Source organism: Chromatiaceae bacterium, assembly GCA_024235395.1.
Classification (GTDB): domain Bacteria; phylum Pseudomonadota; class Gammaproteobacteria; order Chromatiales; family Chromatiaceae; genus Thiosocius.
In genome coordinates, this window is sequence record JACKMK010000001.1 from 1397314 (window position 1) to 1423793 (window position 26480).

The 26480-nt window shown below is 63.2% G+C and carries 25 protein-coding genes; 8 read left to right on the plus strand and 17 right to left on the minus strand.

Translation table 11 applies throughout. The features are described 5' to 3' along the window. Window positions 1-8 precede the first annotated feature (8 nt). The 7 genes from tatA to H6955_06525 form a co-directional block, all read right to left on the minus strand. Window positions 9-242, minus strand: coding sequence for a Sec-independent protein translocase subunit TatA (tatA, locus tag H6955_06495; protein MCP5313184.1), 234 nt, complete (start codon window positions 240-242; stop codon window positions 9-11). Between the two features lie 107 nt (window positions 243-349). Continuing rightward, window positions 350-667, minus strand: a complete 318-nt coding sequence (locus H6955_06500; protein ID MCP5313185.1) for a phosphoribosyl-ATP diphosphatase — start codon at window positions 665-667, stop codon at window positions 350-352. 22 nt (window positions 668-689) lie between these two features. Further along, a complete protein-coding gene (gene hisF / locus H6955_06505) occupies window positions 690-1448 on the minus strand; it encodes an imidazole glycerol phosphate synthase subunit HisF (protein MCP5313186.1) in 759 nt (252 codons plus the stop codon). Window positions 1449-1461: 13 nt separating this feature from the next. Then, window positions 1462-2199 (minus strand): 1-(5-phosphoribosyl)-5-[(5-phosphoribosylamino)methylideneamino]imidazole-4-carboxamide isomerase, encoded by a 738-nt coding sequence (gene hisA, locus H6955_06510; GenBank protein ID MCP5313187.1) that lies wholly within the window; start codon window positions 2197-2199, stop codon window positions 1462-1464. 53 nt (window positions 2200-2252) lie between these two features. Then, window positions 2253-2894, minus strand: a complete 642-nt coding sequence (hisH, locus tag H6955_06515) for an imidazole glycerol phosphate synthase subunit HisH (protein MCP5313188.1) — start codon at window positions 2892-2894, stop codon at window positions 2253-2255. 11 nt (window positions 2895-2905) lie between these two features. Continuing rightward, window positions 2906-3496 carry an imidazoleglycerol-phosphate dehydratase HisB gene (hisB, locus tag H6955_06520; protein ID MCP5313189.1) on the minus strand — a complete coding sequence of 197 codons (591 nt, stop codon included), beginning with the start codon at window positions 3494-3496 and terminating at the stop codon, window positions 2906-2908. A gap of 70 nt (window positions 3497-3566) precedes the next feature. Then, a complete protein-coding gene (locus tag H6955_06525; GenBank protein ID MCP5313190.1) occupies window positions 3567-4004 on the minus strand; it encodes a D-tyrosyl-tRNA(Tyr) deacylase in 438 nt (145 codons plus the stop codon). Between the two features lie 138 nt (window positions 4005-4142). On the opposite strand from H6955_06525, the gene H6955_06530 reads away from it, so the two are divergent. The 4 genes from H6955_06530 (at window position 4143) to H6955_06545 (ending at window position 10915) form a co-directional block, all read left to right on the plus strand. Next, window positions 4143-6404, plus strand: coding sequence for a DUF1631 family protein (locus H6955_06530; GenBank protein ID MCP5313191.1), 2262 nt, complete (start codon window positions 4143-4145; stop codon window positions 6402-6404). 18 nt (window positions 6405-6422) lie between these two features. After that, entirely contained in the window at window positions 6423-6767 is a 345-nt protein-coding gene (locus H6955_06535) for a PilZ domain-containing protein (protein ID MCP5313192.1), read from the plus strand. Window positions 6768-7053: 286 nt separating this feature from the next. Continuing rightward, window positions 7054-10068: an EAL domain-containing protein gene (locus tag H6955_06540; protein ID MCP5313193.1), complete on the plus strand. Its 3015-nt coding sequence runs from the start codon at window positions 7054-7056 to the stop codon at window positions 10066-10068. After that, window positions 10061-10915 (plus strand): HDOD domain-containing protein, encoded by an 855-nt coding sequence (locus H6955_06545; GenBank protein ID MCP5313194.1) that lies wholly within the window; start codon window positions 10061-10063, stop codon window positions 10913-10915. The genes H6955_06540 and H6955_06545 overlap by 8 nt, the downstream gene beginning before the upstream one ends. Window positions 10916-10929: 14 nt before the next feature. Here H6955_06545 and pip read toward each other — a convergent pair whose 3' ends face one another. From pip to H6955_06565, 4 genes are all read right to left on the minus strand, one after another. Beyond that, entirely contained in the window at window positions 10930-11874 is a 945-nt protein-coding gene (pip, locus tag H6955_06550) for a prolyl aminopeptidase (protein ID MCP5313195.1), read from the minus strand. A gap of 48 nt (window positions 11875-11922) precedes the next feature. Next, window positions 11923-13734, minus strand: a complete 1812-nt coding sequence (gene typA / locus H6955_06555) for a translational GTPase TypA (protein ID MCP5313196.1) — start codon at window positions 13732-13734, stop codon at window positions 11923-11925. A gap of 325 nt (window positions 13735-14059) precedes the next feature. Beyond that, on the minus strand, window positions 14060-14491 hold the full coding sequence (locus tag H6955_06560; protein ID MCP5313197.1) for a DUF2384 domain-containing protein: 432 nt from the start codon (window positions 14489-14491) through the stop codon (window positions 14060-14062). A 122-nt stretch (window positions 14492-14613) separates the two neighbouring features. Continuing rightward, entirely contained in the window at window positions 14614-15045 is a 432-nt protein-coding gene (locus tag H6955_06565; GenBank protein ID MCP5313198.1) for a hypothetical protein, read from the minus strand. Window positions 15046-15154: 109 nt separating this feature from the next. Between H6955_06565 and H6955_06570 the strand changes: the two genes are divergently transcribed. The 3 genes from H6955_06570 to H6955_06580 are packed head-to-tail and all read left to right on the plus strand — an operon-like array spanning window position 15155 to window position 17307. Then, on the plus strand, window positions 15155-16039 hold the full coding sequence (locus H6955_06570) for a phosphoribosylaminoimidazolesuccinocarboxamide synthase (protein ID MCP5313199.1): 885 nt from the start codon (window positions 15155-15157) through the stop codon (window positions 16037-16039). A gap of 42 nt (window positions 16040-16081) precedes the next feature. Next, window positions 16082-16333, plus strand: a complete 252-nt coding sequence (locus tag H6955_06575) for a glutathione S-transferase N-terminal domain-containing protein (GenBank protein MCP5313200.1) — start codon at window positions 16082-16084, stop codon at window positions 16331-16333. Then, window positions 16330-17307, plus strand: a complete 978-nt coding sequence (locus H6955_06580; protein ID MCP5313201.1) for a serine/threonine protein kinase — start codon at window positions 16330-16332, stop codon at window positions 17305-17307. Before H6955_06575 ends, H6955_06580 begins: the two co-directional genes overlap by 4 nt. A gap of 1 nt (window position 17308) precedes the next feature. Here H6955_06580 and H6955_06585 read toward each other — a convergent pair whose 3' ends face one another. Continuing rightward, window positions 17309-17701 (minus strand): hydrolase, encoded by a 393-nt coding sequence (locus tag H6955_06585; protein MCP5313202.1) that lies wholly within the window; start codon window positions 17699-17701, stop codon window positions 17309-17311. Between the two features lie 124 nt (window positions 17702-17825). Here H6955_06585 and H6955_06590 point away from each other — a divergent pair, with 124 nt between their 5' ends. After that, the gene (locus H6955_06590; GenBank protein MCP5313203.1) at window positions 17826-18677 is read left to right on the plus strand and encodes a universal stress protein; all 852 of its coding nucleotides are present in this window, start codon (window positions 17826-17828) and stop codon (window positions 18675-18677) included. Window positions 18678-18799: 122 nt separating this feature from the next. Here the strand turns inward: H6955_06590 and H6955_06595 are convergent, their stop codons facing one another. From H6955_06595 to tkt, 5 genes are all read right to left on the minus strand, one after another. Next, the gene (locus H6955_06595; protein ID MCP5313204.1) at window positions 18800-19864 is read right to left on the minus strand and encodes a fructose-bisphosphate aldolase class II; all 1065 of its coding nucleotides are present in this window, start codon (window positions 19862-19864) and stop codon (window positions 18800-18802) included. 24 nt (window positions 19865-19888) lie between these two features. Further along, window positions 19889-21352: a pyruvate kinase gene (gene pyk, locus H6955_06600; GenBank protein MCP5313205.1), complete on the minus strand. Its 1464-nt coding sequence runs from the start codon at window positions 21350-21352 to the stop codon at window positions 19889-19891. 49 nt (window positions 21353-21401) lie between these two features. Next, a complete protein-coding gene (locus H6955_06605) occupies window positions 21402-22583 on the minus strand; it encodes a phosphoglycerate kinase (GenBank protein ID MCP5313206.1) in 1182 nt (393 codons plus the stop codon). A 606-nt stretch (window positions 22584-23189) separates the two neighbouring features. Then, window positions 23190-24191 (minus strand): type I glyceraldehyde-3-phosphate dehydrogenase, encoded by a 1002-nt coding sequence (gap, locus tag H6955_06610; protein ID MCP5313207.1) that lies wholly within the window; start codon window positions 24189-24191, stop codon window positions 23190-23192. A gap of 99 nt (window positions 24192-24290) precedes the next feature. Next, the gene (gene tkt / locus H6955_06615) at window positions 24291-26279 is read right to left on the minus strand and encodes a transketolase (protein MCP5313208.1); all 1989 of its coding nucleotides are present in this window, start codon (window positions 26277-26279) and stop codon (window positions 24291-24293) included. Between the last annotated feature and the right edge of the window lie 201 nt (window positions 26280-26480).

A 26480-nucleotide genomic window follows, 5' to 3' on the forward strand; every position in this document is an offset into this window, starting at 1 on the left:
CCGGACCGTTATTGCTTTTCCTTCTCGCGCGTGGCCTCGCTGTCGATCACCTTTTCGTCGGTCTTCTCGAGGCGTTCGGGCTCATTCGACTTCTTGTCATCATCGTTCATCGCCTTCTTGAAGCCCTTGATCGCGTTTCCAAGATCGCCGCCCAGATTGCGCAGGCGCTTGGTGCCGAACAACAGCAGCACGATCACCAGGATGATGAGCAACTGCCAGATACTGATTCCACCGATACCCATGTCTCTCTCCGCTGATTTCCCACTCTCGTTGGTGGGTCGAAAACGTGGCCGCCATAATACCCCAAGGCCGGGCGTGCTGCGCTGCGTCGGCCTGCTGCCGGCTTGCGCTACTCGGTTCGACTGGCCTTTTCCTGCAGACCGGACAGGCCGAACCGGCGTTCCAGCTCGGCCAGTACATCGGCTGGCCGGAGTCCCTGCTGGGCCAGCAGGACCATGCAATGGAACCACAGGTCGGCGACCTCGTAGGTAATCTTGGCCGGATCGCCGTCTTTGGCCGCCATCACCGTCTCGGTAGCCTCCTCGCCGATCTTCTTAAGGATCGCATCGAGCCCTTTGGCGTACAGCTTGGCGACGTAGGAACTGTCGGGGTCGGCCTGCTTGCGCTGTTCCAGCACCGCCGCCAGCCTGTCGAGCGTGTCGTTCATCGCAACCACCCCCGCGCCGGCCTCACAGGCGCATCTCGATGCCGTGTTCGGCCATGTAGTGTTTGGCCTCGCCGATGCTGTATTCGGCAAAGTGAAAGATCGACGCGGCCAGCACCGCATCGGCACCACCGATCTGCACGCCGTCGACCAGATGCTGCAGGTTGCCGACGCCCCCCGAAGCAATCAACGGAATGCCCACCGTCTCGGCCACGGCCCGGTTCAATTCGTTGTCGAACCCGCTTTTGGTGCCATCGCGGTCCATGCTGGTAAGCAGGATCTCGCCGGCGCCGTACTCCGCCATGCGGCGCGCCCATTCGACAGCATCGATGCCGGTCGGTTTACGCCCGCCGTGGGTGAAGATCTCCCAATGATCGTCCACGCGTTTGGCGTCGATCGCCACCACGATGCACTGCGAGCCGAACCGGTCGGTGACGCGCGCAACGAATTCCGGGTCGAATACCGCGGCTGAATTGATTGCCACCTTGTCGGCACCGGCGTTCAGCATGCGCAATACATCCTCGGCCTTGCGGATGCCACCGCCGACAGTCAGCGGAATGAACACCTCGGACGCGACCTGTTCAACGACATGCACGATGGTGTCGCGCTCGTGTGCCGTTGCGGTGATATCCAGGAAGGTGATCTCGTCTGCGCCTTCGGCGTTGTAGCGACGTGCGACCTCGACCGGATCGCCGGCATCGCGGATATCGACGAACTTGACGCCCTTGACCACTCGGCCGGCATCGACGTCGAGGCACGGGATGATGCGTTTTGCCAGACCCATCGCCTTTCGCCCGCTATCCCGAAAGCTCGTCGGCCAGGCGTTGACCTTCGGCGAGATCCAAGGTGCCCTCGTAGATCGCGCGACCGGTGATCGCACCGATGATGTTGTCGCTGTCGGCCGCACACAGGGCGCGCACGTCGTCGATATTGGTGATGCCACCAGACGCAATCACCGGGATGCGGATTGCGTTCGCAAGACGCGCGGTCGCCTCGACGTTGACTCCCTTCATCATGCCGTCACGGCTGATATCCGTGTACACGATCGCGTGCACGCCGTCGTGCTCGAAGTGCTGTGCCATGTCGATCACGTCGTGGCGCGACAACTTCGACCAGCCCTCGACAGCGACCTTGCCGTCCTTCGCATCCAGTCCGACGATGATGTGCCCCGGAAACTGCAGACAGACCTCGGACACGAAGTGCGGTTCGCGCACCGCCTTGGTACCGAGGATGCACCAGCTCACGCCCGCATCGAGGTAGGCCTCGATCGTCTCGGCATCGCGAATTCCGCCGCCGACCTGGATCGGCAGATCGGGGAACGCCTGCGCGATGCGCCTTACCGCATCCGCATTCACAGGCCTACCGGCAAATGCACCGTTCAGATCGACCATGTGGAGGCGTCGGGCACCGGCGTCCACCCAACGCTGTGCGACCGCGAGCGGATCGTCGCCAAACACCGTGTCGTCCTCCATCACGCCTTGACGCAGGCGCACGCACTTGCCGTCTTTGAGGTCGATTGCGGGAATCAGGATCATGCTCAATACTCTTGCGGGGTTGCGTGTTCGTGCTTCGTAGCGGGCGTGTCCGTTCAGGCGCGCCAGTTGACGAAATTGCGTAACAGTTGCAGGCCGGCGTCGGCACTCTTTTCGGGGTGAAACTGCGTCGCGAACAGATTATCGCGCGCGATTGCCGAGGTAAATCGCACGCCATAATCCGTGGTCGCTGCCACCACGGAAACATCCTCCGGCACCACGCGGTAGCTGTGCACAAAGTAGAACCGGGTCGCATCCGCGATCCCCTCCCACAACGGGTGCTCGACCACCTGGTTGACCGGACTCCAGCCCATGTGAGGGATCTTCAACGGCAGCCCGTTGTCACCCATCGCGAGGCCGTCGAAACGTCTCACCTGACCGGCGAACAACCCGAGCAGCTCGGTACCGCCGTTCTCCTCCGAGCGCTGCATCAGGACCTGCAAGCCCATGCAGATACCGAGAAAGGGCTTGCTGTGCGCAGCCTGCAGGACGGCCTGATTGAGATGGTGCTTGCCGATCGCCGCCATGCAATCGCGTGCCGCTCCCTGGCCAGGAAACACCACCCGGTCCGCGGCAGCGATAAATTCGGGATCGTCGGTGACGCGCACCTCGGCGTCGCCAGCAACATGTTCCACCGCCTTCGACACCGAACGCAGGTTACCCATGCCGTAGTCAATCACGGCAATCTTTTGTGCCACGCGCTTGCCCTCTAGAGACTGCCTTTGGTTGAGGGGATCAGGTCGCCGAGCCGTTCGTCGGGTTCGATCGCCATGCGCAGCGCACGACCGAACGCCTTGAACACGGTCTCTGCCTGGTGGTGCGCATTGCTGCCACGCAGATTGTCGACATGCAGGGTCACCGCGGCGTGATTGACGAAACCCTGAAAGAATTCGTGAAAAAGGTCCACATCGAAACCACCAATCATGCCGCGGGTGAACTCGACCCCGAACACCAGACCCGGCCGTCCCGACAGATCGAGCACGACGCGCGAAAGCGCCTCATCGAGCGGCACATAGGCATGCCCGTAGCGGCGTATACCCTTCTTGTCACCGACCGCTTTTGCGAACGCCTGACCGAGCGTGATGCCGAGATCCTCGACGGTATGGTGCGCGTCGATGTGCAGGTCACCTTTGGCAATGACCTCGAGATCGATCAGGCCATGCCGGGCGACCTGATCCAGCATGTGTTCGAGGAACGGCACACCGGTGTCGAGGCGGGCCACGCCGCGACCGTCGAGTCCTATGGATACGCGGATCTGGGTCTCCAGCGTGTTGCGTTCGATGCTGGCACTGCGGGCCACCGATAGCTCCCTGATTTGGCGAATGATTTCGGTTGGATTCTACGCGAATTCGCGGACCCTTGGGCAATGCTCAGGTCTCCAGCCAGAAGGTAACCGGACCGTCATTGACCAGACTCACCTGCATATCCGCGCCGAAGCGGCCGCATTGCACGACTCGAAGACGCGATTGCGCCTGGCTGACCAAGTGATCGAACAACCGGTCACCCTCCTGCGGCGCCGCGGCATTCGAGAAACTGGGGCGACGGCCCTTGCGCGTATCCGCGGCGAGCGTGAACTGCGGCACCAGCAACAGTCCACCCCCGGTATCGAGCAGACTGAGATTCATCCTGCCCTCGGCGTCGGCAAACACCCGGTAACCCAGCAAGCGCTCGAGCAGGCGCGCCGCCCGGGTCTCGTCATCACCCCGCTGCACGCCGACCAGCACCAGCAGTCCCGCGCCGATCGCGCCGACCACCCTGCCATCGACCCGGACCTCGGCTTGACTCACGCGCTGCAGCAGACCAATCATCGTCGCCCTCCGGCCGGCTACCGGCCACCTGACGGCCGTCCGGCTCAAGTTATCCCACTTTGCCACCGATGAAGAGGTTAGTATCTCGTCCATCGGCGCGAACGAAGGGGTGTTTTTCCGGCGACGGAATGCAGTTTGATGCAAGCGAATACCAAGAAAATCCTGCAGGAGTGGCAGGGAGAGGTCGAGCGCAGCCTGGTCGAAGGCTTCCGCGCGCTGTTCGACTCTTCCAGCCAGGTCCTGCTCGAGTTCGCCGATGCCGCAGAGAACAACCGGCTGCAGCGATTGTTCTTCGACGCTCAACGCGAGTTCTACCTCAAGGAAGAGACCATCGTCGGCGAGTTCGAACGCAACCTGCGCGAAAGCCTGCTGTCGTTCACCAATGGCGCGTCGAGTTCGACCCGCCTGGGCGCGGATACCCTGAGCCTGGTCGAGGTCGAAGACTACGAACGCTCGCTGGCCCTCGAGACGATCGCCAAACGCACCGTGGACCGTCAGCTCGGCGAACTGCACGCGCTGGCGCAACGACTCTCGGCACTGTTCGGTGGCCGGCCGATCACGATTGAGAAGGTGCCGGCCAATCCGATGCAGGTGATCCGCCTTTTCGACCCGGTAAGCCGCCGACTGGAGGTCGAAAAAGAGGTCCGGCTCGTCTTCTACACCCTGTTCGACCGCTATGTCATGAGCCGGCTGGGGGAGCTTTACCAGAGTTTCAACAAGCGGCTGATCGATCAGGGCATCCTGCCCAACCTGAAATACGAATACCAGCGCTACGGACCGGGCGGTGGCGGTGGCGCGGCCCCGTCCGATGGCGCCGGTGCGCCGGACGATGCCATCGCGACGGCCGGTGAAGGCATCGCCGGTGATGCCTACGCCGGTGCCGGCGTACCCGGACAGCGCCTGCGGCCCAGTGCGCCGACCTCGGCCGAGACGCTTTCGGCGATCAGTTCGCTGTTGATGGCCAAACGCCGGCATCAACAGTCCGCCGAACCGCTGGCTACCTCGGCGCCGATCCTGCCGACTGCCGCCAACGTGGGCGAGGCGATCGCGGACGAACGCGTATTGCAGGAGGCACCGCACCCGATCCCGATCCCCACCGGACCGGTCAGCAGCAAGGTCGTCGCGGTGGACGCCGCGCTGCTGGTAAAGGTCAAAGGGGCGCTCGAGAAGCAGCGCCAGATCATAAAGAGCCTGGTGGGCCGGGAACGCCTGGAACGGCGCGAAGAGGATGTGATCGACATCGTCGGCATGCTGTTCGAGGCCATGCTCAACGAAAAGCTGTTGCCGAACTCGGTAAAGACGCTGCTCAGTCACCTGCACACGCGCTACCTGAAGATCGCGGTACAGAGCCCGGACTTCCTCGAGAACACCAAGCACCCGGCGCGTCGGCTGTTCGAGCGCATGCTGGACGCCGGCATACGCTGGGTGCGCGAAGACAACCTGCGTGCCGGCATCTACCCACAGCTGCAGGAGATCGTCACCGAGATCCTGCGCCGAGAAACGCATTCCACCGAGTTCTTCGACGAACAGATCGCCAGGCTCGAGAGCGCCGAGAAACGCCTCAGCCAGCAGTCGACAGCGGCCGAGGAGCGCACCCTCGAGGCCGAACGCGGCCGGGCGCGCCTCGACCAGGCGAAGGCCATCGTCAAGAAGACCATCGACGATATCGCCGGCGATATCGAGATCGCACCCGGCGTGGTGACCTTCCTGACGACGACGTTCGCCGACTACCTGACCCTGCTGCTGTTGCGTAGCGACCTCGACACCGAGTCGACCGCATGGAGCAATGCCTACAGCGTCGGCGAGGCGTTGATCGCGGCTGCGGTGTATGCCGCCAAGGGCCAGCCGCTGGCGCAGCCGTTACGCGACGACCTCACCAAGCGTCTCGAATCCACGGTCGGCAGTCTGATTCCGCACCACGAACAGAATATCCGCCGGGTCATCGATTCACTGGACGTGGTGCCGGAGCGCTCGACCACCACCGTGAGAAAGACCACGGCCGAACCAGCGCGGGCGCCGCAGGCAGCGGCCGGCAAGGCGTCGACGCCGGAAGCCGCCGCGCAACAGCCCGCCACGGAGCCGGCCGAAGAGCCCACGACCTCCGAGGAGGACCAACGAGTCGCATCCAAGCTGATGCGCGAGACCGGGGCCTGGTTCGTCTTGAAGACCGACGACGGAAAAGGCGAGCAGGCCGTCAAGCTGCTTTGGGTCAACCCACACACGCGCAACATGCTGTTTGTCGATCAGCACGGCGCGAAGGTGGCCCTGATGCCGGCGACGACCGTCGCCCGCAGGATGCGCGAGGGTTCGGTGCGACCGATGCAGCAAGAGACCTCGAGCTTCGTCGCGCGCTCGCTGCGCCGTATCCGGCGCGCACTGGAAGACTCTGTCAATGCCTGATCGCGAGGAAGGTGAAGCGTGGACGACCGTCGCAAAAACAATCGCATAGACGCGTACGACGCGGGACTGCGGGTCATCGACGGCATTGACGACAGCACGCTGGGCATTGTCGGCAACCTGTCGCTGGGCGGCATGATGCTGATCACCAACCGCCAGTTGTACGCCGACGGGATTCTGCAGCTGAAGATCGAGCCACCGCCGGGCTTCGACGCATCCGCGGTTTCCATGGGCGTGAAGATTCTCTGGTGTACACCGGCCAACAGTCCGGACGAGTACTGGGCGGGCCTCGAGACAATCGACATCGGGCCATCCGAGGAACGCGTCTTGCTGTCACTGCTCGACCACCTCGCGACACCGCGCTGAGCTGCCGCCGGCGCCAGACGGGAGAATCGCACTCTCCTCCGGCGCCTCCAAAACCCCTTGCCAGCAAGGGTTTTTCCCGATCGCCGGCTAAACAACCGCCGTTTTGTGCCGACATAGATCTCGATCGAGCGTGAACGCCTGAGCGCCGGGGACGGGTCGCGTCCAGCGTACGGGTCCGCGCTCGGGTGGCCGCAGCGGATCGGACAAGCAACGAGGACGGGTACGCGGAATGCACGCAACGGGTGACCGAAAGAGACGGCCATCGCCTTCGTTCGTGCATCGCACGTTGAACGCGCTGCGGGGTCTCTTCAGCGGACATTCGACCGACCGGGTGGCGCCCTCCGATCCGTCAAAGCCGCACGAACGGGCGCGTGCGCTGCTGGTGGAGGACGACTTTGTCAACCGCGAGATCGCCAAGGCGATGTTGGAATCGCGGGAATTCGCCGTGGACGTGGTAACCGACGGCGCGGCGGCGATCGACGCTGCCGCCGCACATGCCTACGGCATCATTTTCATGGACGCCCACCTGCCGACGGTCGACGGCTTCGCCGCCGCCGTCGCAATCAGGCAGCAAGAGCGGGAGCGGGCGACGCCACCTGTGCCGATCGTGCTGATGACCGCGGACAGCCACGAGACCGTGGCCGCGTCGATGCGATCTGCGTCGATCGACGATTACCTGGGCAAGCCGATCGATGGTGCGCGGGTGGACGCACTTCTGGACACCTGGCTGCATGGTTGGCCAGCACCCGGGCCATCGACGGGCGCAGACTCCGCTCCACCGGCCGCGCTGGATGCGGCCACCCTCGAGGAGTTGCGCCGGCTGGGGGAGGTACGTGGCAAGGACCTGCTGGGCGACGTCGTGCGCCTGTTTCTCGACAGTGCGCCGCGGCGGCTGGCCGAGCTCTACGCAGCGGCTGCGTCGGACAACTTTACCGCCGCGTATGAGGCCGCACACGGGCTCAAATCGGCAGCCGCAAATCTCGGCGCCACGGCGATGTCCACGCAGTGCGCGATGCTCGAACAGGTCGCCGCCGCAAAGGATCGCACGCAGCTCGCCGCCGCGGTCACGGCAATAGAAACGTCGGCCGAAGCCACCTTCGCGGCACTCGCCGAGCTGGACACCGGCAAATCGCATCCGCCACCGCTCGACACGACTGACCCGGAGCCGGTCCGGCGCACAACGGCGAAGCGCATCATGGTCGTCGACGACGACGCGCTGTTCCGTCTCGCGACCCGCGAATCGCTGCGTGCCGCAGGGTTCGATACCGAGGAGGCCGCCGACGGCATCGAGGCCATTCGGGTGTTCGCAGATTACCAGCCGGATCTGATATTGCTGGACGCGGTCATGCGCGGCATCGACGGTTTCGAAACCTGTCGCCGGCTGCGCGAGCAACCGGGCAGCGCGAATGTGCCGATACTGATGGTTACCGGCCTCAACGATGTGGAATCCGTCGAACGCGCGTTTCACGCGGGTGCAACCGGGTTTTCGACCAAGCCCGTGAGCTATCCGGTGATGATCCAGCGCATCCAGTTCATGCTGAGGGCCGGCGAAACCGAAGCAGCGTTGCGCGAACACAAGGCGATGCTGTTGACTGCGCAGCGTGTCGCCCGCCTGGGTTACTGGCGCTGGCATCAAGCCAGCGGCCGCTTCGACGTGTCGGAAAACCTGTGCGACCTGTGCGGCGTTTCGGCCGACACATCGCCGTCGGACATCGAAGGTTTTCTTGCGCTGGTTCACGACGATGACCGTGCCCAGGTTGGCGAACGGCTGCAGGCTGCGGTGCGCGACCGGCGTGCATCGACGTTCGACTACCGTGTGACCCGCACGAATGGCGACGTCGCGATCGTACAGCAGGACCTGGAACTGATAACCGGGACTACGGGTGACGTGCTGCTTGGCACGGTGCAGGATGTCACCGAACAGCGCAGGTCGGCCGAGCGCATCCGCAGGATGGCATATTTCGACACCCTGACCGGGCTCGCGAGCCGCAACCACCTCATGCAACACATCGAGGAGACGATCAAAGTCGCACGTCGACGCACGCAGGAATTCACCCTGCTGCTGCTCGACCTGGATGGTTTCAAGGACGTCAACGACAGCCTGGGCCATGACCTCGGTGATGCGATGCTGGTCAGCGTGGCGCAACGTTTGCAGAGCGTCGTACGCGATATCGACTTCGTCGCCCGTCTGGGTGGCGACGAGTTTTGCATCCTCCTGGACGACAGCAGCGATGCCGTGGACGCCGCCGATGTCGCGACACGCTGCCTCGATGCCATCAATCAGCCACTCGATCTGGCCTCGCACAGCTGGCGACCCCAGGCGAGCATCGGACTCGCGCGATTTCCGGACGACGGCGACAGCGCAAGTGACCTGTTGAAAGCGGCCGACAGTGCGATGTACGCGGCCAAACAGTCCGGCAAGCACCGCTTCGCGTTCTATCGCCCTGAGATGACCGAACAGACCGAACGCCGCCTGGCCCATGAACAGAACCTGCGGGTCGCCATCGACAACAGTGAGTTCGAACTGCACTACCAGCCGCAGATCGACCTGCACAGTGGACATATTGTCGCGGTCGAGGCCCTGGTGCGCTGGCGCAGATCGGAAAACGAACTGGTCCTACCGGTGGAATTCATCTCGACACTGGAACGCATCGGGTTGATCTGCCGACTCGGTAACTGGGTCTTGCTCGCCGCCTGCCGCCAGGCTGCGGCCTGGGCGGACGCCGGCCTGCCGGAGATCCGCATGGCGGTGAACATTTCACCGCTCCACCTGCATGATCCGACGCTGGTCGCGACGGTGCGCAGTGCGCTGGCCGAAACGGGCCTGCCGGCCAATCTGCTCGAGATCGAACTCACCGAATCGGCGGTACAGTCGGATGCGACGTCACTCAGGGTATTGCGCGAATTGCAGGGGCTCGGTGTACGCATTTCGATCGACGACTTCGGCACCGGATATTCTTCGTTGGGCTCGCTGCGCAACCTGCCGATCAATACCCTGAAGGTGGACCGGGTGTTCGTCGCCGACGTGCTGGATAACAGCAGCGACGCGGTAATGCTCGGCACCATCATCGGGCTGGCACACGCACTCGGCTTCAACGTTGTCGCCGAGGGCGTCGAGCAGCGCGAGCAGGCGGCCGTGCTCGCGGGACTGAGTTGTGACCTGGCACAGGGCTATCATTTTTCGTTCCCTGTACAGGCGGACGCCATCCCGGCACTCGTCGACCGCGGTCCATTTTTCAGCATCGCGACACGCACCCACTGGGCGCAGACCGCGGCGCAACGAGGAGCCAGTGATGCCTGAACATGCCCGCCCCCAGGACCTCCAACCGTTGCGTCCGACGCTGCGGGACCGCGTACCGGTATTGCCGCCGGGTGCACCCTACCTGTTGCGGGCACTACACGAGGACCTGCCGTTCAACGAGATTGCACGCGCGATCGAACGCGTACCCAGTGTTGCCGGCCGACTGCTCGCACTCGCCAACTCCGCCTGGTCTTCACCGATCAGTCCCGTCACCTCACTCGAGGCCGCTTGCAGCCGGCTTGGCTTGCGCGTCGTGCGTACCGCAAGCATCGCGCTTGCCGTCGCACAACCGTTCAATCCCGCACGCTGCCCGGCGTTCGACGCCGCGGCGTTCTGGATTTCGGCATTGCTGAATGCCGAAGCGGCCAACGCGCTGGCCCAGCGAATCCAACGCGACGAAGTCTCTACTGCGCGCACCGCGGCGTTGTTGAGCAACCTTGGCCTGCTGTGGCTCGCCGAGGCACTACCGCGAGAAACCGGCGCGGCGCTCGAAGCCACACACGACGGTCCCCCGGGCAGCCTGGACCGCCACCTCGAAGCGCTGTGCGGACTGGGTTACATCGAGGCCAGCGCTCAATTGGCCGAGGCCTGGAACCTGCCAGAAGTCCTGCAGGAGGCAATTGCGTCGCAGCAGCGGGCCGACGCCCAGGCGTCGGTCCTGGCCCAGTTGGTGAGCGCCGCCACCAGCATGCGTGCGACCCTGCAACGCGATTCCGGGTGGACCGAAGACCTGCGTCTTTTGCGACTTGGACTCGATCCCGCGGCACAGCAGGCCGCCTTTGCCCAGCTCAAGTTCGCGCAGGTGCGCACTGTGGAGTTGGCGGAGACCCTGTTCGCCGGCCACTGAGCGGCGTACGCGGTTCAATCACCGGCGAACGCGTCGGTCGCCTCTACGAGCCGACTGCGAATCCCCGGCTCGGTCGCCGAATGGCCGGCACCGGGAATGATCGCCAGCTCGCTACCCGCCCACGCACGATGCAGTTCCCACGCGTTTTCGAGCGGGCAGATCGCATCGTAGCGGCCGTGCACGATCACGCCCGGGATGCCATTCAGGCGGTGCGCATCCTCGAGCAGCTGGTTCGGTCGCAGAAAAGTGTCATGCATGAAATAGTGGCACTCGATGCGTGCCAGACTCAGCGCGACATGCGGTTGCACGAAATGCGCCGCAACCTGATCGTTCGGCATCAGGGTCGCCGTACGGCCCTCCCAAAGCGACCAGGCCTTGGCCGCCGCAAGACGCCGCAACTCGTCGTCGCCGGTCAGCAGACGGTGATAGGCGGACAACAGGTCGCCGCGCTCGGCGATATCGATCGGCGCGACGTAGTCCTGCCAGTAGTCCGGGAACAGACGGCTCGCCCCCTGCTGATAGAACCAGGCGATCTCGTGCGGCCGACACAAAAAGATGCCGCGCAGGACCAGCGCGCTGACGCGCTCCGGGTGGGTCTGTGCATAGGCCAGGGCGAGTGTCGATCCCCAGGAACCACCGAATACCAGCCAGCGGTCGATACCCAGGTGCTCGCGTATCCTCTCGATATCCGCGACCAGATCCCAGGTGGTGTTGTCGCGCAGTTCGGCGTGCGGCGTCGAACGCCCTGCTCCGCGCTGGTCGAACAGCACCACCCGGTAACGCTGCGGGTCGAAGAATCGGCGATGATAGGGTTCACAGCCGGCACCCGGACCACCGTGCAGGAACAGCGCCGGCTGCCCGTCCGGATGACCGACCTCTTCGACATACAACGAATGCCGGTCATCGACCGCGAGATGCTGCGCGCGGTACGGAAGGATCTCTGGGTAAAGGTCTCTCATGGCCGCCAAGTCTAAACGTTCTGTGGCAGCGGGTCGCGGTAAGGTGACTCAGCCGCGTGCAGACCTTTTGCGTTCGTGCTCCTTGAGGAATCGCTTGCGCAGGCGGATCGCATTCGGCGTGATCTCCACCAGCTCGTCGTCCTCGATGAATTCCAGCGCCTGCTCCAGGCTGAGACGAATCGCCGGGGTCAGCATCACCGCATCATCCTTGCCCGCGGCGCGAATATTGGTGAGCTGCTTCGCCTTCAACGGATTCACGGTCAGGTCGTTGTCGCGTGCGTGGATGCCGACGACCTGCCCCTCGTACACCTCGTCGCCCGGCTTGACGAACAGCCGCCCACGCTCCTGCAGGTTCATCAATGCATAACCCAGCACCTTGCCGGTGCCGTTGGAGATCATCACCCCGTTTTTGCGCGGCGCGATGCCACCGTGCTGCGCCGGTCCGTAGTGGTCGAACACATGGTAGATCAGGCCGGTACCCGAGGTGGTGGTCATGAACTCGGTCTGGAAACCGATCAGCCCGCGCGAAGGGATCAGGTAGTCGAGGCGGACCCGTCCCTGCCCGTCCGGCTGCATGTCACGGAGTTCGCCCTTGCGAACGCCGAGCGCCTCCATGACCGCGCCCTGGTCATCCGTTTCGACGTCCACCGTGAGCTGTTCGTAGGGTTCGCAGACCTCGCCTTCCACTTCGCGGAAGATCACCTCCGGGCGCGACACCGCCAGCTCGAAACCCTCACGGCGCATGTTTTCTAGCAGCACCGAGAGGTGCAGCTCGCCGCGTCCGGAGACCTTGAATTTCTCTGGATCGGTACCCTCCTCCACGCGCAGTGCCACGTTGTGGATCAGTTCGCGTTCGAGGCGCTCTTTCAGCTGGCGCGAGGTCAGGTACTTGCCTTCGCGTCCGGCGAACGGCGAACTGTTGACCTGGAAGGTCATGGATACAGTGGGTTCGTCGACCGTCAACGGCGGCAATGCCTCAATGGCATCCGGATCGCACAGGGTGTCCGAGACATTCGGGGCCTCGATCCCGGTGATCGCGATGATGTCGCCGGCACTCGCCTCGGCCACCTCGTGACGCTGCAGCCCGAGGTAGCCATATACCAAGCCGATCCTGGCCTTGTGCGTCTCACCGTCGTACTTGACGACGACCACCTGCTGGTTCGGCCGAATGCTGCCCCGGGTGATCCGGCCGACCGCGATCGCGCCCACGTAGCTGTTGTAGTCGAGATTCGAGATCTGCATCTGCAGCGGGCCCTTGGGATCGACCTCCGGGACCGGGCAGTGTTCGATGATCGCCTCGAACAACGGCGTCATATCGCCCTCGCGGACGCTGTCGTCGGCCGAGGCGTAGCCATTGATCGCCGACGCGTAGATGATCGGGAAGTCGAGCTGCGCATCGCTCGCCCCGAGGTTGTCGAAAAGTTCGAACACCTGGTTGACGACCCAGCTCGGCCGCGCGCCGGGTTTGTCGATCTTGTTGACCACCACGATCGGCCGCAGACCGTGCTTGAACGCCTTCTGGGTCACGAACCGCGTCTGCGGCATCGGCCCCTCCTGGGCATCGACCAGCAGCAGCACAGAATCGACCATCGACAGGACGCGTTCGACCTCACCGCCGAAATCGGCGTGCCCCGGAGTGTCCACGATGTTGATCCGATAGTCCTTCCAGCGAATCGCGGTGTTCTTCGCAAGGATGGTGATCCCGCGCTCGCGTTCCTGGTCGTTCGAATCCATCACCCGCTCGACGCGACCAAACCGGTCACCGAGCGTGCCGGATTGTTTGAGCAGTTCGTCGACCAGGGTGGTCTTGCCATGGTCGACGTGCGCGATGATCGCGATGTTTCTGAGGTTCTGGATCAAGGGGAATCACCGGGGCGGGACAGCGGGCGCGCGATTATACCTGCGCCGATGGGCCCGCGATATCAGATTGTGTGTCAACACCGACAGCAAAGACGCCGACCGGCGATTACTGCGCGCCAAAACCTGTGGATAACTCTGTGAATGGTTTGTGCTGGCCGGGCGGCGATCGGGGGCACGCTCACAGATCGCGCCGATGGCTCATAAAACATTCAGTCAATCAGTTGCTTAGAGCAGGAACCATTGGAATGACGGAAATTCGTCACAAAAAGCGGCAAAACCGCCGACGGCTGTGGTGTGGATAGATGACCACCCGCTGGATCGGCTTTCAGTTGCCGGCAGGGCGGTAGCCCATCGATTTGGAGCCGGTCAGATCCCAGGAGAAGGTGCAGTCGAGTTCCGAGAGCACCGCGATCATGCCGCGCTCACCGTCACCGAGCATGATCGCCAGCGGTGAGCGCCGACCGAACCGACGGTGCCCCTGGCGCACCCAGCGTCCAGCCATGCGGGGGTTCAACGGGTAGGTGGTACGTAGCGCGTCGGCAATGCGCAGCAGATAACCTGCGCGACGCAAGGTCGCCGGATCGTCCGGCAGCAGCTGGGTACCTTCACGCAGCTTGTTGAGTGCCCGGGCACGCATGGTGTCGGGCAGACACAACACGCCCTGAATCTCGCGCGAATCGAGCTGCCACGAATCCAGCAGACCCATGACGGCCTGGGTAATGTCGCTCAACGCCTCGCTCTGCTGCCGATCGCTCATCGTCACTGCCTCTCAAATACGAGTCCGGACTACGCTGCACTGCGCGGCCGTCAAAACCCCAGATGTCCGACGGATACTAGCACCGGCCCCTGGTCGAGCTACCCTGCGCAGGCCACGGCAATTCAACTGCCGAACAGTCGCTGCCACCAACGTCGTCGGCCCGCCGGCTGTCGGGCGGCGGCGAGATCAGGGGGCGGCAGCCGGCTCAGCACCCAGCCCGGGAGCGGCGGATTGTCGCTGTACCCGCAGCTGACGCCGAGATTGTTCGGATCGTAGATCTTGATCATCGATGGCGCGGCCGGATCGTCCGCGTAGACGATTCCACAGTAGTCATGCGCGTGTTCTCGGTGCAGCAGCTGGTCGATCTCATCGATAAAGCGCAGCAGATCCACCTCGGCCAGCGCCTCGACCGGTGGCGGCTCGCCCACCGCGTATACGAACCAACCCCTTGGTGCGGCACGCAGCCGATCCCACAACGCGTCGAGTTGCGGCCAGCGCAAAGCGGACGTGAAGCTGCCGCGAAACGCGCGGAGGTACGCTTCGGGATCCGCCACTGCGGGCGCATCGCCGCTGGCTTCGGCTTCGTGCTGGGTCATGCCGACACGATGCCACCAATCGTCCCGCGACGCTATACTGTGGCGCCCAAATCGACCCGAGCCTGAAATGCCTGCCCTGCACCAATCCGCGCTCTCCGGACTCACCTTGATCAACCGCGGCAAGGTCCGCGACGTCTACGAGATCGATGACGACCACCTTTTGATCGTCGCTACGGATCGGCTGTCGGCATTCGACGTGGTGCTGCCGCAGCCGATTCCGGGCAAGGGCGAGGTACTGACCCGCGTGGCCAATTTCTGGTTTCAACGCACACGCGACATCATCCCGAACCACCTCAGCGACCGACCGCTCGACCAAGTGGTCACCGACCCGGTGGAACGGGCGGCGCTCGGCGAGCGCGCGATCGTCGTCAGGAAGCTCAAGCCCTTGCCCGTCGAGGCAATCGTGCGCGGCTACCTGATCGGTTCCGGCTGGAAGGACTACCAGGCGAACGGCAGCATCTGCGGCATTGCACTTCCCGGCGGGCTGCGCATGGCGGACCGTCTGCCCGAGCCGATCTTCACCCCCTCCACAAAAGCGGGTGCCGGCGAACACGACACGAATATCGATTTTGCGCACACCGAACAGTTGCTCGGTGCGGAACTCGCAGCACGGGTACGCGACGTCAGTCTGGCCATCTACAAGGATTCCGCGGCGTACGCATTGGAACGCGGCATCATCATCGCCGACACCAAGTTCGAGTTTGGTGTCGATGACCACGGCAGGCTGCACCTGATCGACGAGATCCTCACGCCCGATTCGTCGCGTTTCTGGCCGGCCGATCAATACCGTCCGGGGATCAGCCCACCCAGTTTCGACAAGCAGTTCGTGCGCGATTACCTGGAAACCCTCGACTGGGACAAGACCCCGCCCGGACCGATGCTGCCGCAGGAAATCATCGACAAGACGGCGGCGAAATACCGCGAGGCCGAGACCCGGCTGACGGGTCGTTGAACCGCGGGTCGCCGCACGCCACCAGCCCCACGATCTAGCGCCATGTCGGCAGTACCACGCATCACGTTGTTTACCGCTCCAGACTGCCCCCACTGCCGTCAGGTCAAGCAGTACCTGCGTCAGAAGGGACTGCGCTTTCAGGAACTGGACATCCAGAAGAGCCCGCGCGCCCAGAAGGCCTTTGCGCGCCTCGGCGCCCGCGGCGTACCGGTGCTGCTGGTCGGCGACACGCGTATCGACGGTTTCGATCGCAGGCGCCTCGACAGGTTGCTGGCGAAGGATGGATCCGCTTGAGCCACCCTTACGAGTCCCTGACTCCCGACCTGATCCTGGATGCCGTAGCCGCCGCCGGGTTGGACCCCGACGGCCATCTCCTGGCGTTGAACAGTTACGAAAACCGCGTGTTCCAGGTCGGCGTCGAAGGACAGGCGCCGCTGGTGGCCAAGTTCTACCGCCCCGACCGCTGGACCGACCAACAGATCGTCGAGGAACACGACTTCTCCCACGAACTGGCTGCAGCGGAGATCCCGGTGGTTGCGCCTTGGCGAGACGCCAGCGGAGAAAGCCTGCTACGGCACGGTGGGTTCCGCTTCTCGCTGTTTCCTCGCCGGGGAGGAAGGGCGCCGGAGCCCGGTGACCTCGACCAACTCGAATGGATAGGCCGCTTCATCGGTCGCATCCACCTTGCCGGACAGGCCCGGCCGTTCGCGCACCGCCCGAACCTGGATGTCGCGGGCATGGGCTGGACCGCGCGCGAGGAGGTGCTGAACAGCCCACTGCTGCCACGGCATGAGCGCGCCGCCTACGCCACGATCAGCGAACAGCTGCTGACCGAGATCGAGCACCGCTTCGCGGCCGTCGATGCGGCCCGGATCCGGCTGCATGGCGACTGTCACCACGGCAACATACTGTGGACCGATCTGGGTCCGCATTTCGTGGATCTCGATGATTGTCGTAACGGTCCCGCGATCCAGGATCTGTGGATGCTGCTGCACGGCGACCGCACTGAGCGCACGCTCCAGCTCAGCGCGATGCTCGACGGTTATCGCCTGTTCCACGATCTGGATCTGCGCGAACTTGCGATGATCGAACCACTGCGCGGCCTGCGGCTGGTCCACTACAGCGGCTGGCTGGCGAAACGCTGGCCTGACCCGGCGTTCCCGGCGGCGTTTCCTTGGGCCGCATCCGACCATTATTGGTCACAGCACGTACAGGACCTGCGAGAGCAGCTGGCGGAACTCGACCTGCCGCCGCTGGTGCTTTACTGAATCACCCGACAATCCGCCGCCAGTAGGTGGGACGCCAGTAATACAGCACGGTCGTGTCCTCATAAGGATAGGAGTCCGCGTACTTCTGACCGGCTTGCGGCTCTTCGATGTTGTCCCGGCTGATATCCACAGGACGCCACTGTTCATCACGTGGTTCGCCTTCCAGCGGTCGGCGTGTCTGGCCCACCCTGCGCCGTTCCGACGTTCCCCGTGTCGCGTAGTTTTGCTGAGCTTCGACCAAACTGACATGATTGGCACTACCGGGCATTGTCGGGAACCGCAACTGATCCAGGCTGTCTTCCCAGCCACAGATCGGGCACAGCTGGTTGAACCCCGGCTGGTGGTCGAATACACGGTGCCCACAACAGGGACATGGAAACTTGTTCGAATACACGGACACTCCCGTTGAGACTTCGGTACCACTATACCGCCATTCATCCCCGCTTAAACGCGCACCAGTTGCGCCGTCAGCCCTCGGTCGCACATACAATGACCTTGGCCGCAAAGGAAACCGGACAGTGACCGACTACCGACAGTTCACCCCTAGGATCCTGGTCACGACAGATTTCAGCGACGCCAGCGAACGCGCATTCTTCCATGCGCTGGCACTGGCGGTCCGCTTGCAGGCGCGCCTGACGCTGTTGCACACCGGCGCGGAAGGCCGCGACAGCGTGCCTTGGGATCGCTTCCCGGGCGTCCGCCAGACGCTGACAAAATGGGGATTGCTGGCGCCGGATGCGCCACGTTCGGCCATCGCCGAATCCCTGCATGTCGGCGTCGCGAAGATGGCCATCCGTGATGACGCCCGCAACGGCATCACCGATTATCTGCGCCGTAATCCAACCGATCTGCTGGTGATGGCCACTGAAGGGCGCACCGGCATCGCACGCCTGTTCCGCCCTTCTGTCGCGGACAGCGTATGCCGTGCGACCCGCAGCCGCACGTTGATGCTGCCGAAAAGCGCCGGAGGGTTCGTCGACCCGGATACCGGCCGCTCCACGTTGAAGCGCGTCGCCTGGATATTCGACGCTGAAACTGATCCGCACGCCGCAATGACCTACCTCCGCGGTTGGCTGCCTATGCTGGCCGCCGACCAGGGTCTCGAGATCGTCGCGTTGAGAGTCGGCGACACCGCGCAGGCGCCTCCAATCGTGCTGCCGCAGTCGGCCGGGGGAGTCAGCTGGCGCGAGGAGAGCGCTGGCGGCGACCCGGTATCCGCTGCCACCCGCGCGGCGCGCGAGCTCGGCGCGGGCCTGGTCGCGTTGCAGATGCACGATCCGGTCGGACCCTGGAAACGAATGCGCGGCAGCCGCACGGACAAGATCCTGCGCGAACTGCAATTGCCGTTGCTCACCCTGCCGGCCGCGTGATCCCGACCCGAGCACCTTGTCGGTAGTGGATCACGGCCAAAAAAAGACCCCGTATCAAACGGGGTCCGAATGCGTGCGGGGCGCTGTGTCGCCCCGCTGAGTGTCGGCGCGCCGCCTTGTGGTCAGTTGACCTTCGGGTCGAGCTCGCCTGACATGTAACGACCGGTCATCGCGTCCAGGCTGAGAACCTTGATCTTGGAGGCATTCCCGGCAGTGCCGAACGCCTCGTAGCGCGCCCGGCAGATGTCCTTCATCGCCTTGGTCGCGGCCGTCAGGAACTTACGCGGATCGAATTCCTTGGTGTTCTCGGCGAGGAATTTGCGAACCGCGCCGGTCGAAGCCATACGCAGGTCGGTGTCGATGTTGACCTTGCGCACGCCGTGCTTGATGCCTTCCACGATCTCTTCGACGGGCACCCCATAGGTTTCGCCCATGTTTCCGCCGTACTCGTTGATGATCGCCAGCCAGTCCTGCGGGACAGACGACGAACCATGCATCACGAGGTGCGTATTCGGGATGCGCGCGTGGATCTCCTTGATACGCTCGATCGCGAGGATGTCTCCAGTCGGTGGACGGGTGAACTTGTAGGCACCGTGCGAAGTTCCGATCGCGATGGCCAACGCATCCACGCCGGTCTTCTTGACGAAGTCCGCGGCCTCCTCCGGATCGGTCAACAGCTGGCTGTGATCCAGCTTGCCTTCAGCACCGATACCGTCTTCTTCGCCCGCCATGCCGGTTTCCAGCGAGCCCAGGCAACCCAGTTCGCCTTCGACGGACACGCCACAGGCATGCGCCATCTCCACGGTACGACGGGTGACATCGACGTTGTACTCGTAGCTGGTCGGTGTCTTGCCGTCTTCACCCAGCGACCCATCCATCATCACCGAGCTGAAGCCCAGCTGAATCGAGCGCTGACATACCGCCGGCGAGGTGCCGTGATCCTGATGCATGCATACCGGAATATGCGGGAACTCTTCGATTGCCGCGAGAATCAGGTGCCGCAGGAAAGGCGCACCGGCATATTTACGCGCGCCGGCAGAAGCCTGGACGATGACCGGCGAATCGGTTTCGTCGGCGGCCTCCATGATCGCGCGCATCTGTTCGAGGTTGTTGACGTTGAAAGCGGGTACGCCGTAGCCATTTTCGGCGGCGTGATCCAGCATTTGACGCAGGGAAATCAGTGCCATCGTCTGCTCCTTGTTCTGAGAGTCTCAATCAAAATTTAATGCGCCACTGGGCAGTATGTGTTCCCCAACGCGCACGATTTTCATCACGTTGGTACCCCCCGAGACACCGTTCAGGTCGCCTTTGGTAATGATGACCAAGTCGTCATCACGCACCGCCCCGCGACGCTGAAGTTCTTCGATGACCTCGGTATTGGCTTGGCGCGAGTCAATACCGGGCTCCAAGTCGAAACTGACCGGATATACCCCCCTGAACAGGGTCACTTTTCTACGCGTGGCCACCTGTCCAGTCAAGGCATAGATCGGAATACCAGACGAAATACGCGACATCCATTTGCAGGTCGAACCGGACTCGGTCAGGGCGGCAATCGCAGCCACACCCAGATGGTTCGCGGTGTACATGGTAGACATCGCGATCGCTTCGTCGATGCGGCCAAATACGGAATGCAGCCGGTGATCGGATTTGCGCGTCTGGGACTGCTTCTCCGCCTCTTTGCATACCCGGTCCATCGCCTCGATCGCCTTGACCGGGTAATTGCCCGCAGCCGATTCGGCTGACAGCATCACTGCGTCGGTACCGTCGATCACGGCGTTCGCGACATCGAACACCTCGGCGCGGGTCGGGATCGGATTGAGGATCATCGATTCCATCATCTGCGTCGCGGTGATCACCACGCAGTTCATCGATCGCGCGAGGCTGATCAGGCGCTTCTGCACGGCCGGAAGCTCGGCGTCACCGATCTCGACGCCGAGGTCGCCACGCGCGACCATGATCACGTCTGACGCATCGATGATCTCTTCGATACAGTCCAACGCCTCCGCGCGCTCGATCTTCGATACGATTCCGCCCTGTCCCCCCGCCTCGCGCAGCAACTGACGCGTCTGATGCACGTCGTCGGCAGAACGCACGAACGACACCGCGACGTAGTCGGCTTCGATGCGTGCGGCAAAGCGGATATCTTCCCTGTCCTTCTCCGTCAGCGCGGGCGCGGACAAGCCACCGCCCAGCTTGTTGATACCCTTGTTGTTCGACAAGGTACCCCCGATCACGACTTTGCAGCGGACCTCGGTGCCCTGCACCTCATCGACCCAGAGCACAATCAGACCGTCATTCAGCAGCAGCGTATCGCCCCGTGCCACCTCCTGATGCAGGGTCGAATAGGTGACACCGACCCGCTCCTGGTTGCCCTGCTTGATATCCCAGCCGGTATCGAGAATGAACCGGTCATCGGGTTTCAATTCGACCTTGCCGCCGGTGAACTTTCCGCAACGGATCTTCGGGCCCTGCAGGTCGATCAGGACGCCCACCTGACGACCGCTGGCGCGGGCACGATTGCGCACCCAGTCGGCGCGCCGCTCATGGTCTTCGTGGCTGCCGTGCGACATGTTCAGCCGCACGACGTCGACCCCGGCACGTAGTACCTCGTCCAGCACCTTGGGGTCATCGGTGGCCGGACCCATGGTCGCTACGATCTTTGTGCGTCTAAGCATCTGTCCTTCTCGTGTAGAGGCGATCGGGATCGCCTCCACACCGATTGGTTTATTTGCTGGCGGCTTCTTCAAGCATCGCGACCGCTGGCAGCGTTTTTCCTTCGAGGTATTCGAGGAAAGCACCGCCCGCCGTCGAGATATACGACACTTTGTCATAGATGTCGTATTTCTGGATTGCGGCGATGGTATCGCCGCCGCCCGCGAGGCTGAAACCCTTGGCATTGGCGATCGCCATCGACACCGTCTTGGTGCCTTCGCCAAACTGGTCGAATTCGAACACGCCAACAGGTCCGTTCCAGACGATGGTACCGGCTTTGCCGATGATCTCGGCAAGCTCTGCGGCGGCCTTGGGACCAATATCGAAGATCATTTCGTCGTCCGCGACGTCGTCTGCACTCTTCAACACAGCCGGTTCGTTCTCATCGAATTTCTTGCCAACCACGACGTCGGTTGCAATCGGAATGTTGGCGCCGCGCTCCTGCATCTTCTTCATGAGCGCCTGGGCAGTGGGGACCAAATCGTCTTCGCACAGCGATTTGCCGACGTTCTTGCCAGCCGCCTTGAGGAAGGTATTCGCGATGCCGCCACCGACGACCAGCTGGTCGACTTTTTCCGAAAGCGCCTCGAGCACGGTCAGCTTGGTGGAAACCTTGGAACCACCGACGATCGCGACCATCGGCCGCGCCGGGTTCGCGAGCGCCTTGCCCAGCGCGTCCAGCTCTTCGGCCAACAACAGACCGGCACACGCGACCGGCGCGAATTTGCCGACGCCGTGGGTCGACGCCTGCGCACGATGCGCAGTCCCGAACGCATCCATGACGAACACGTCACACAGGTCCGCATATTTCCGCGCCAGTTGTTCGTTGTCCTTTTTCTCACCGGCGTTGAAACGCACGTTCTCGAGCAGCACGACCTCGCCTTCCGCAACGTCGAAACCGCCATCGAGATAGTCTTTGATCAGGCGGACTTCTTTGCCCAGCTTCGCCGACATGTCATCGGCAATCGGCTGCATCGAGTTTTCTTCGTCGACCTTGCCCTCTTCCGGACGACCGCGATGCGACATCACCATGACCCTGGCGCCGGCTTTCGCACAGTGCTCAACCGTCGGCATCGAGGCCGTGATGCGAGCATCCGAGGTAACTTTGCCCTCCTTCACCGGCACGTTCAGGTCGGCGCGAATCAGCACCCGTTTGCCCGCGAGGTCTAGATCGGTCAGTTTCAAAAAAGCCATTGCAGTGTTTCCTGTACAGATATGCTTTCGATTCCGCGAATTCGTGTGTCGCCGTTCGGACCACGTTGCTGGCGGGCAACTTCGCCATCCGGCACCGAGCGGGCAGGATTCTGGAGACGCGTGCCCGCGCCGGAAGGGCGGCACGCAGTACCCGGAACTCCGCACGCGGCTGCTTGCAGCTGCCTTTGATGGTGCGGCCGTCTTTCGGGCCTGTAACAGGCCACCTCGAGCGTCAGATCCGAACAGATCGCCAACACAGTCCGCCCCCGGTGGTCGTCGCGCCCCACGCCGGAACGTCGTCGCGGTGTCGCGTACGCCGAGGCATCCGCGCGATCGCGCGGCGTCCCCCGATCAGCACACGCCTGCCCGGCATCGTCGCCGGTGCCAAAAAGACTTGCGGTTCGGCCATCGTCGCCGGCCCACCCTGCCTGATCGTGTACCCGGTCGAACCGAGCCAGGCGTCCCGAATCACCAGCCCACCGGTGAGTCCGCAGGCCCATTCGATCAAACCCACGATCGGCGAGGCAGGGGCTGCCATGGTCACCGAATCCGCTCGCGATACCGCCACTCGTGCAATCCGTGGACGGCACGAGCGGCGCTCCGCGATCAGCCCGCGACGTGCTCGACCATGCGCAGCATGTTGCAGGTGTAGCCGTACTCGTTGTCGTACCAGGCAACGATCTTGACGAAGGTGGGATCGAGCTGGATACCCGCCTCGGCGTCGAAAATCGACGGCGTGCTGCGCCCACGGAAGTCGGTCGCAACGACTTTCTCGTCGGTGTAAGCGAGCACCCCGGCGAGATCGCCGGACTGCGATGCAGCTTTCATCGCGGCGCAGATCTCGTCGTACTTGGCTGCTTTGTCGAGTTCGACGGTCAGGTCGACCACCGAGACATCGGAAGTCGGCACGCGGAACGCCATGCCGGTCAGCTTGCCGTTCAATTCCGGCAGGACCTTGCCCACTGCCTTCGCGGCACCGGTCGACGAGGGAATGATGTTCTCGAGGATGCCGCGGCCACCGCGCCAGTCTTTCATCGACGGGCCGTCGACGGTCTTCTGGGTCGCGGTCGCTGCATGCACGGTGGTCATCAGGCCACGCTTGATGCCCCAATTGTCGTGCAGCACCTTCGAAACCGGTGCCAGACAGTTGGTGGTGCACGATGCAGCAGACACGATCGCCTGGCCGGCGTAGGTCTTATGGTTCACACCGTAGACGAACATCGGCGTGGCGTCCTTGGAAGGCGCGCTCTGCACGACCTTCTTGGCGCCGGCATCGATGTGCTTCTGGCAGGTCTCTTCGGTCAGGAAGAAACCGGTGCATTCGATGACCAGGTCTGCACCGACTTCGTCCCACTTCAGGTTGGCGGGATCGCGCTCGGCGGTCAGACGGATCTTCTTGCCGTTGACGACCATGTTGTTGCCTTCGACCGAGATGTCACCCTGGAAATTGCCGTGCACCGAGTCGTACTTCAGCATGTAGGCAAGGTAATCGGGCTCCAGAAGATCGTTGATGCCAACGACTTCGATGCCGGGGAAATCCTTGGCGATTGCGCGGAAAGCCATGCGACCGATACGGCCAAATCCGTTGATACCTACTTTGATTGCCATGTCGAATTCTCCTCAGTGCGTATTGCAGTCTTCAAAACTTGTTTTAGAGGTTCGACGGCGGCCATGGGCGAAGCCCGACCGCCGTCAGATGCTTTTCGGTCAACCCGCCACTTCGTCGATTGCCTTGCCGACGTTTTCAGCGGTGAAACCGAACAGCTTGAACAATTCACCGGCCGGGGCCGACTCACCAAAGGTGTCGATGCCGACGACCTTGCCCGCGCTACCGACATACTTCCACCAACCCGCGGTCACTGCAGCCTCGACGGCGACGCGCGCGGTGACCGAAGACGGCAACACCGACTCCTTGTAGTCGGCATCCTGGGCATCGAACACGCTGGTGCAGGGCATCGAGACGACGCGCACTTTCTTGCTGCTCGCCGCCGCGGCCTCGACCGCGATACCGACTTCCGAACCGGTGGCGATGACGATCACGTCCGGCGTACCGTCGCAGTCGCGCAGGATGTAGCCGCCGCGATCGATGTTGGCGATCTGCGCGTCGTCGCGGGCCTGGAACGGCAGTCCCTGGCGCGAGAAGATCAGGCAGGTCGGGCCGTTGTCCTTTTCGATGGCCTTGCGCCAGGCGACTGCCGTCTCGACGGTATCGCAGGGACGCCAGACATCCATCCGCGGAATCATGCGCAGCGTCGGGATCTGTTCCACCGCCTGGTGGGTCGGGCCATCTTCACCCAGGCCGATCGAGTCATGGGTGAATACGAAGATCGAACGCACCTTCATCAGCGCCGCCATGCGGATCGCGTTGCGTGCATACTCCGAGAACATCAGGAAGGTCGCGCCAAACGGGATGAAACCACCGTGCAGCGCGATGCCGTTCATGATCGCTGACATGCCGAACTCGCGCACACCGTAGTTCACGTAGTTCGCAGCGGGCATATCGCCACGCATCGGTTTGTAACCGGACCACTCGGTAAGGTTCGAGCAACCCAGGTCGGCTGAGCCACCGAACAGTTCGGGAAGCGCGGCCGCGTAGGCCTCGATGGAACTCAAGGACGCCTGGCGCGTGGCGGGAGACTTGGCTTCGCTGTTACACGCTGAAGTGAACGCACCGGCCTTGTCCGCCCAATCCGCCGGCAGATCACCACCCATGCGACGCTCGAACTCGGCGGCGAGTTCCGGGTGGGCTGCCTGGTAGGCCGCGAATTTCTCGGACCAGGCCTTCTCTGCGGCGGCGCCTTTTTCCTTCGCATCCCAACCCTTGTAGACATCGGCCGGCACTTCGAAGGCGCCGTGATCCCAACCCAGGGTCGCCTTGGTCAGGTTGATCTCTTCCTGACCCAGGGGGGCGCCGTGACAGGCGTGCGTGCCGGCCTTGTTCGGCGAACCGAAACCAATCGTGGTCTTGCAGCAGATCATCGTCGGCTTGTCGGTCATCGCCTTGGCGAATTCGAGAGCCTTCGAGATCGCGGCCGGATCGTGGCCGTCGACGTCCGCGATCACGTGCCACCCGTAAGACTCGAAACGCTTCGGGGTATCGTCGGTGAACCAGCCCTCGACATGGCCGTCGATCGAGATGCCGTTGTCATCCCAGAAGCAGATCAGCTTGCCGAGACCGAGCGTACCGGCCAGCGAGCATGCCTCGTGCGAGATACCTTCCATCAGACAGCCGTCACCCAGGAACACATAGGTGTGGTGATTGACGACTTCATGACCGGGACGGTTGAAGTGTGCCGCCAGCGCGCGCTCGGCGATCGCCATGCCGACCGCATTCGTGATCCCCTGGCCCAGCGGACCCGTGGTCGTCTCGACGCCCGGGGCATAACCGTACTCCGGGTGACCCGGCGTCTTCGAGTGCAGCTGACGGAAGTTCTTCAGGTCATCGATCGTCAGATCGTAGCCGGTGAGGTGGAGCAGCGAGTAGATCAGCATCGAACCGTGGCCATTCGACAGCACGAAACGGTCGCGGTCAGCCCACTTGGGGTTGGCCGGATTGTGCTTCATGTGGTCGTTCCACAGAACCTCGGCGATATCCGCCATGCCCATCGGCGCACCGGGATGGCCCGAATTGGCTTTCTGAACGGCATCCATACTCAACGCGCGGACCGCGTTGGCGAGTTCTCTGCGTGAGGACATGAGTCCCTCCTTCAAAGGCTAAGAATTCTCCGCCCTCTGTGCGCATGGCGCAGAGGCGAACTGATCCGTTTGTTTGCTGGGCGTGCCCCGCGCTCAGGCGGTGGTGCTTTACACCTGTGTGGGGACGTCGTTCTGCCGGCAACGTGCCCCAGCCCCGTCAGCTAAAAAGGTCGGCTATTCTCACCCAGGCGCTTCTGGAGG

Coding starts and splice junctions, on each gene's coding strand:
- pip (MCP5313195.1), bottom strand. CDS start 11,874: ATGAGAGACCTTTACCCAGAGATCCTTCCGTACCGCGCGCAGCATCTC.
- H6955_06570 (MCP5313199.1), top strand. CDS start 15,155: ATGCCTGCCCTGCACCAATCCGCGCTCTCCGGACTCACCTTGATCAAC.
- H6955_06525 (MCP5313190.1), bottom strand. CDS start 4,004: ATGATTGGTCTGCTGCAGCGCGTGAGTCAAGCCGAGGTCCGGGTCGAT.
- gap (MCP5313207.1), bottom strand. CDS start 24,191: ATGGCAATCAAAGTAGGTATCAACGGATTTGGCCGTATCGGTCGCATG.
- pyk (MCP5313205.1), bottom strand. CDS start 21,352: ATGCTTAGACGCACAAAGATCGTAGCGACCATGGGTCCGGCCACCGAT.
- H6955_06605 (MCP5313206.1), bottom strand. CDS start 22,583: ATGGCTTTTTTGAAACTGACCGATCTAGACCTCGCGGGCAAACGGGTG.
- H6955_06560 (MCP5313197.1), bottom strand. CDS start 14,491: ATGAGCGATCGGCAGCAGAGCGAGGCGTTGAGCGACATTACCCAGGCC.
- H6955_06595 (MCP5313204.1), bottom strand. CDS start 19,864: ATGGCACTGATTTCCCTGCGTCAAATGCTGGATCACGCCGCCGAAAAT.
- tkt (MCP5313208.1), bottom strand. CDS start 26,279: ATGTCCTCACGCAGAGAACTCGCCAACGCGGTCCGCGCGTTGAGTATG.
- hisF (MCP5313186.1), bottom strand. CDS start 1,448: ATGGGTCTGGCAAAACGCATCATCCCGTGCCTCGACGTCGATGCCGGC.
- tatA (MCP5313184.1), bottom strand. CDS start 242: ATGGGTATCGGTGGAATCAGTATCTGGCAGTTGCTCATCATCCTGGTG.
- H6955_06530 (MCP5313191.1), top strand. CDS start 4,143: ATGCAAGCGAATACCAAGAAAATCCTGCAGGAGTGGCAGGGAGAGGTC.
- H6955_06545 (MCP5313194.1), top strand. CDS start 10,061: ATGCCTGAACATGCCCGCCCCCAGGACCTCCAACCGTTGCGTCCGACG.
- H6955_06500 (MCP5313185.1), bottom strand. CDS start 667: ATGAACGACACGCTCGACAGGCTGGCGGCGGTGCTGGAACAGCGCAAG.
- H6955_06575 (MCP5313200.1), top strand. CDS start 16,082: ATGTCGGCAGTACCACGCATCACGTTGTTTACCGCTCCAGACTGCCCC.
- hisA (MCP5313187.1), bottom strand. CDS start 2,199: ATGATCCTGATTCCCGCAATCGACCTCAAAGACGGCAAGTGCGTGCGC.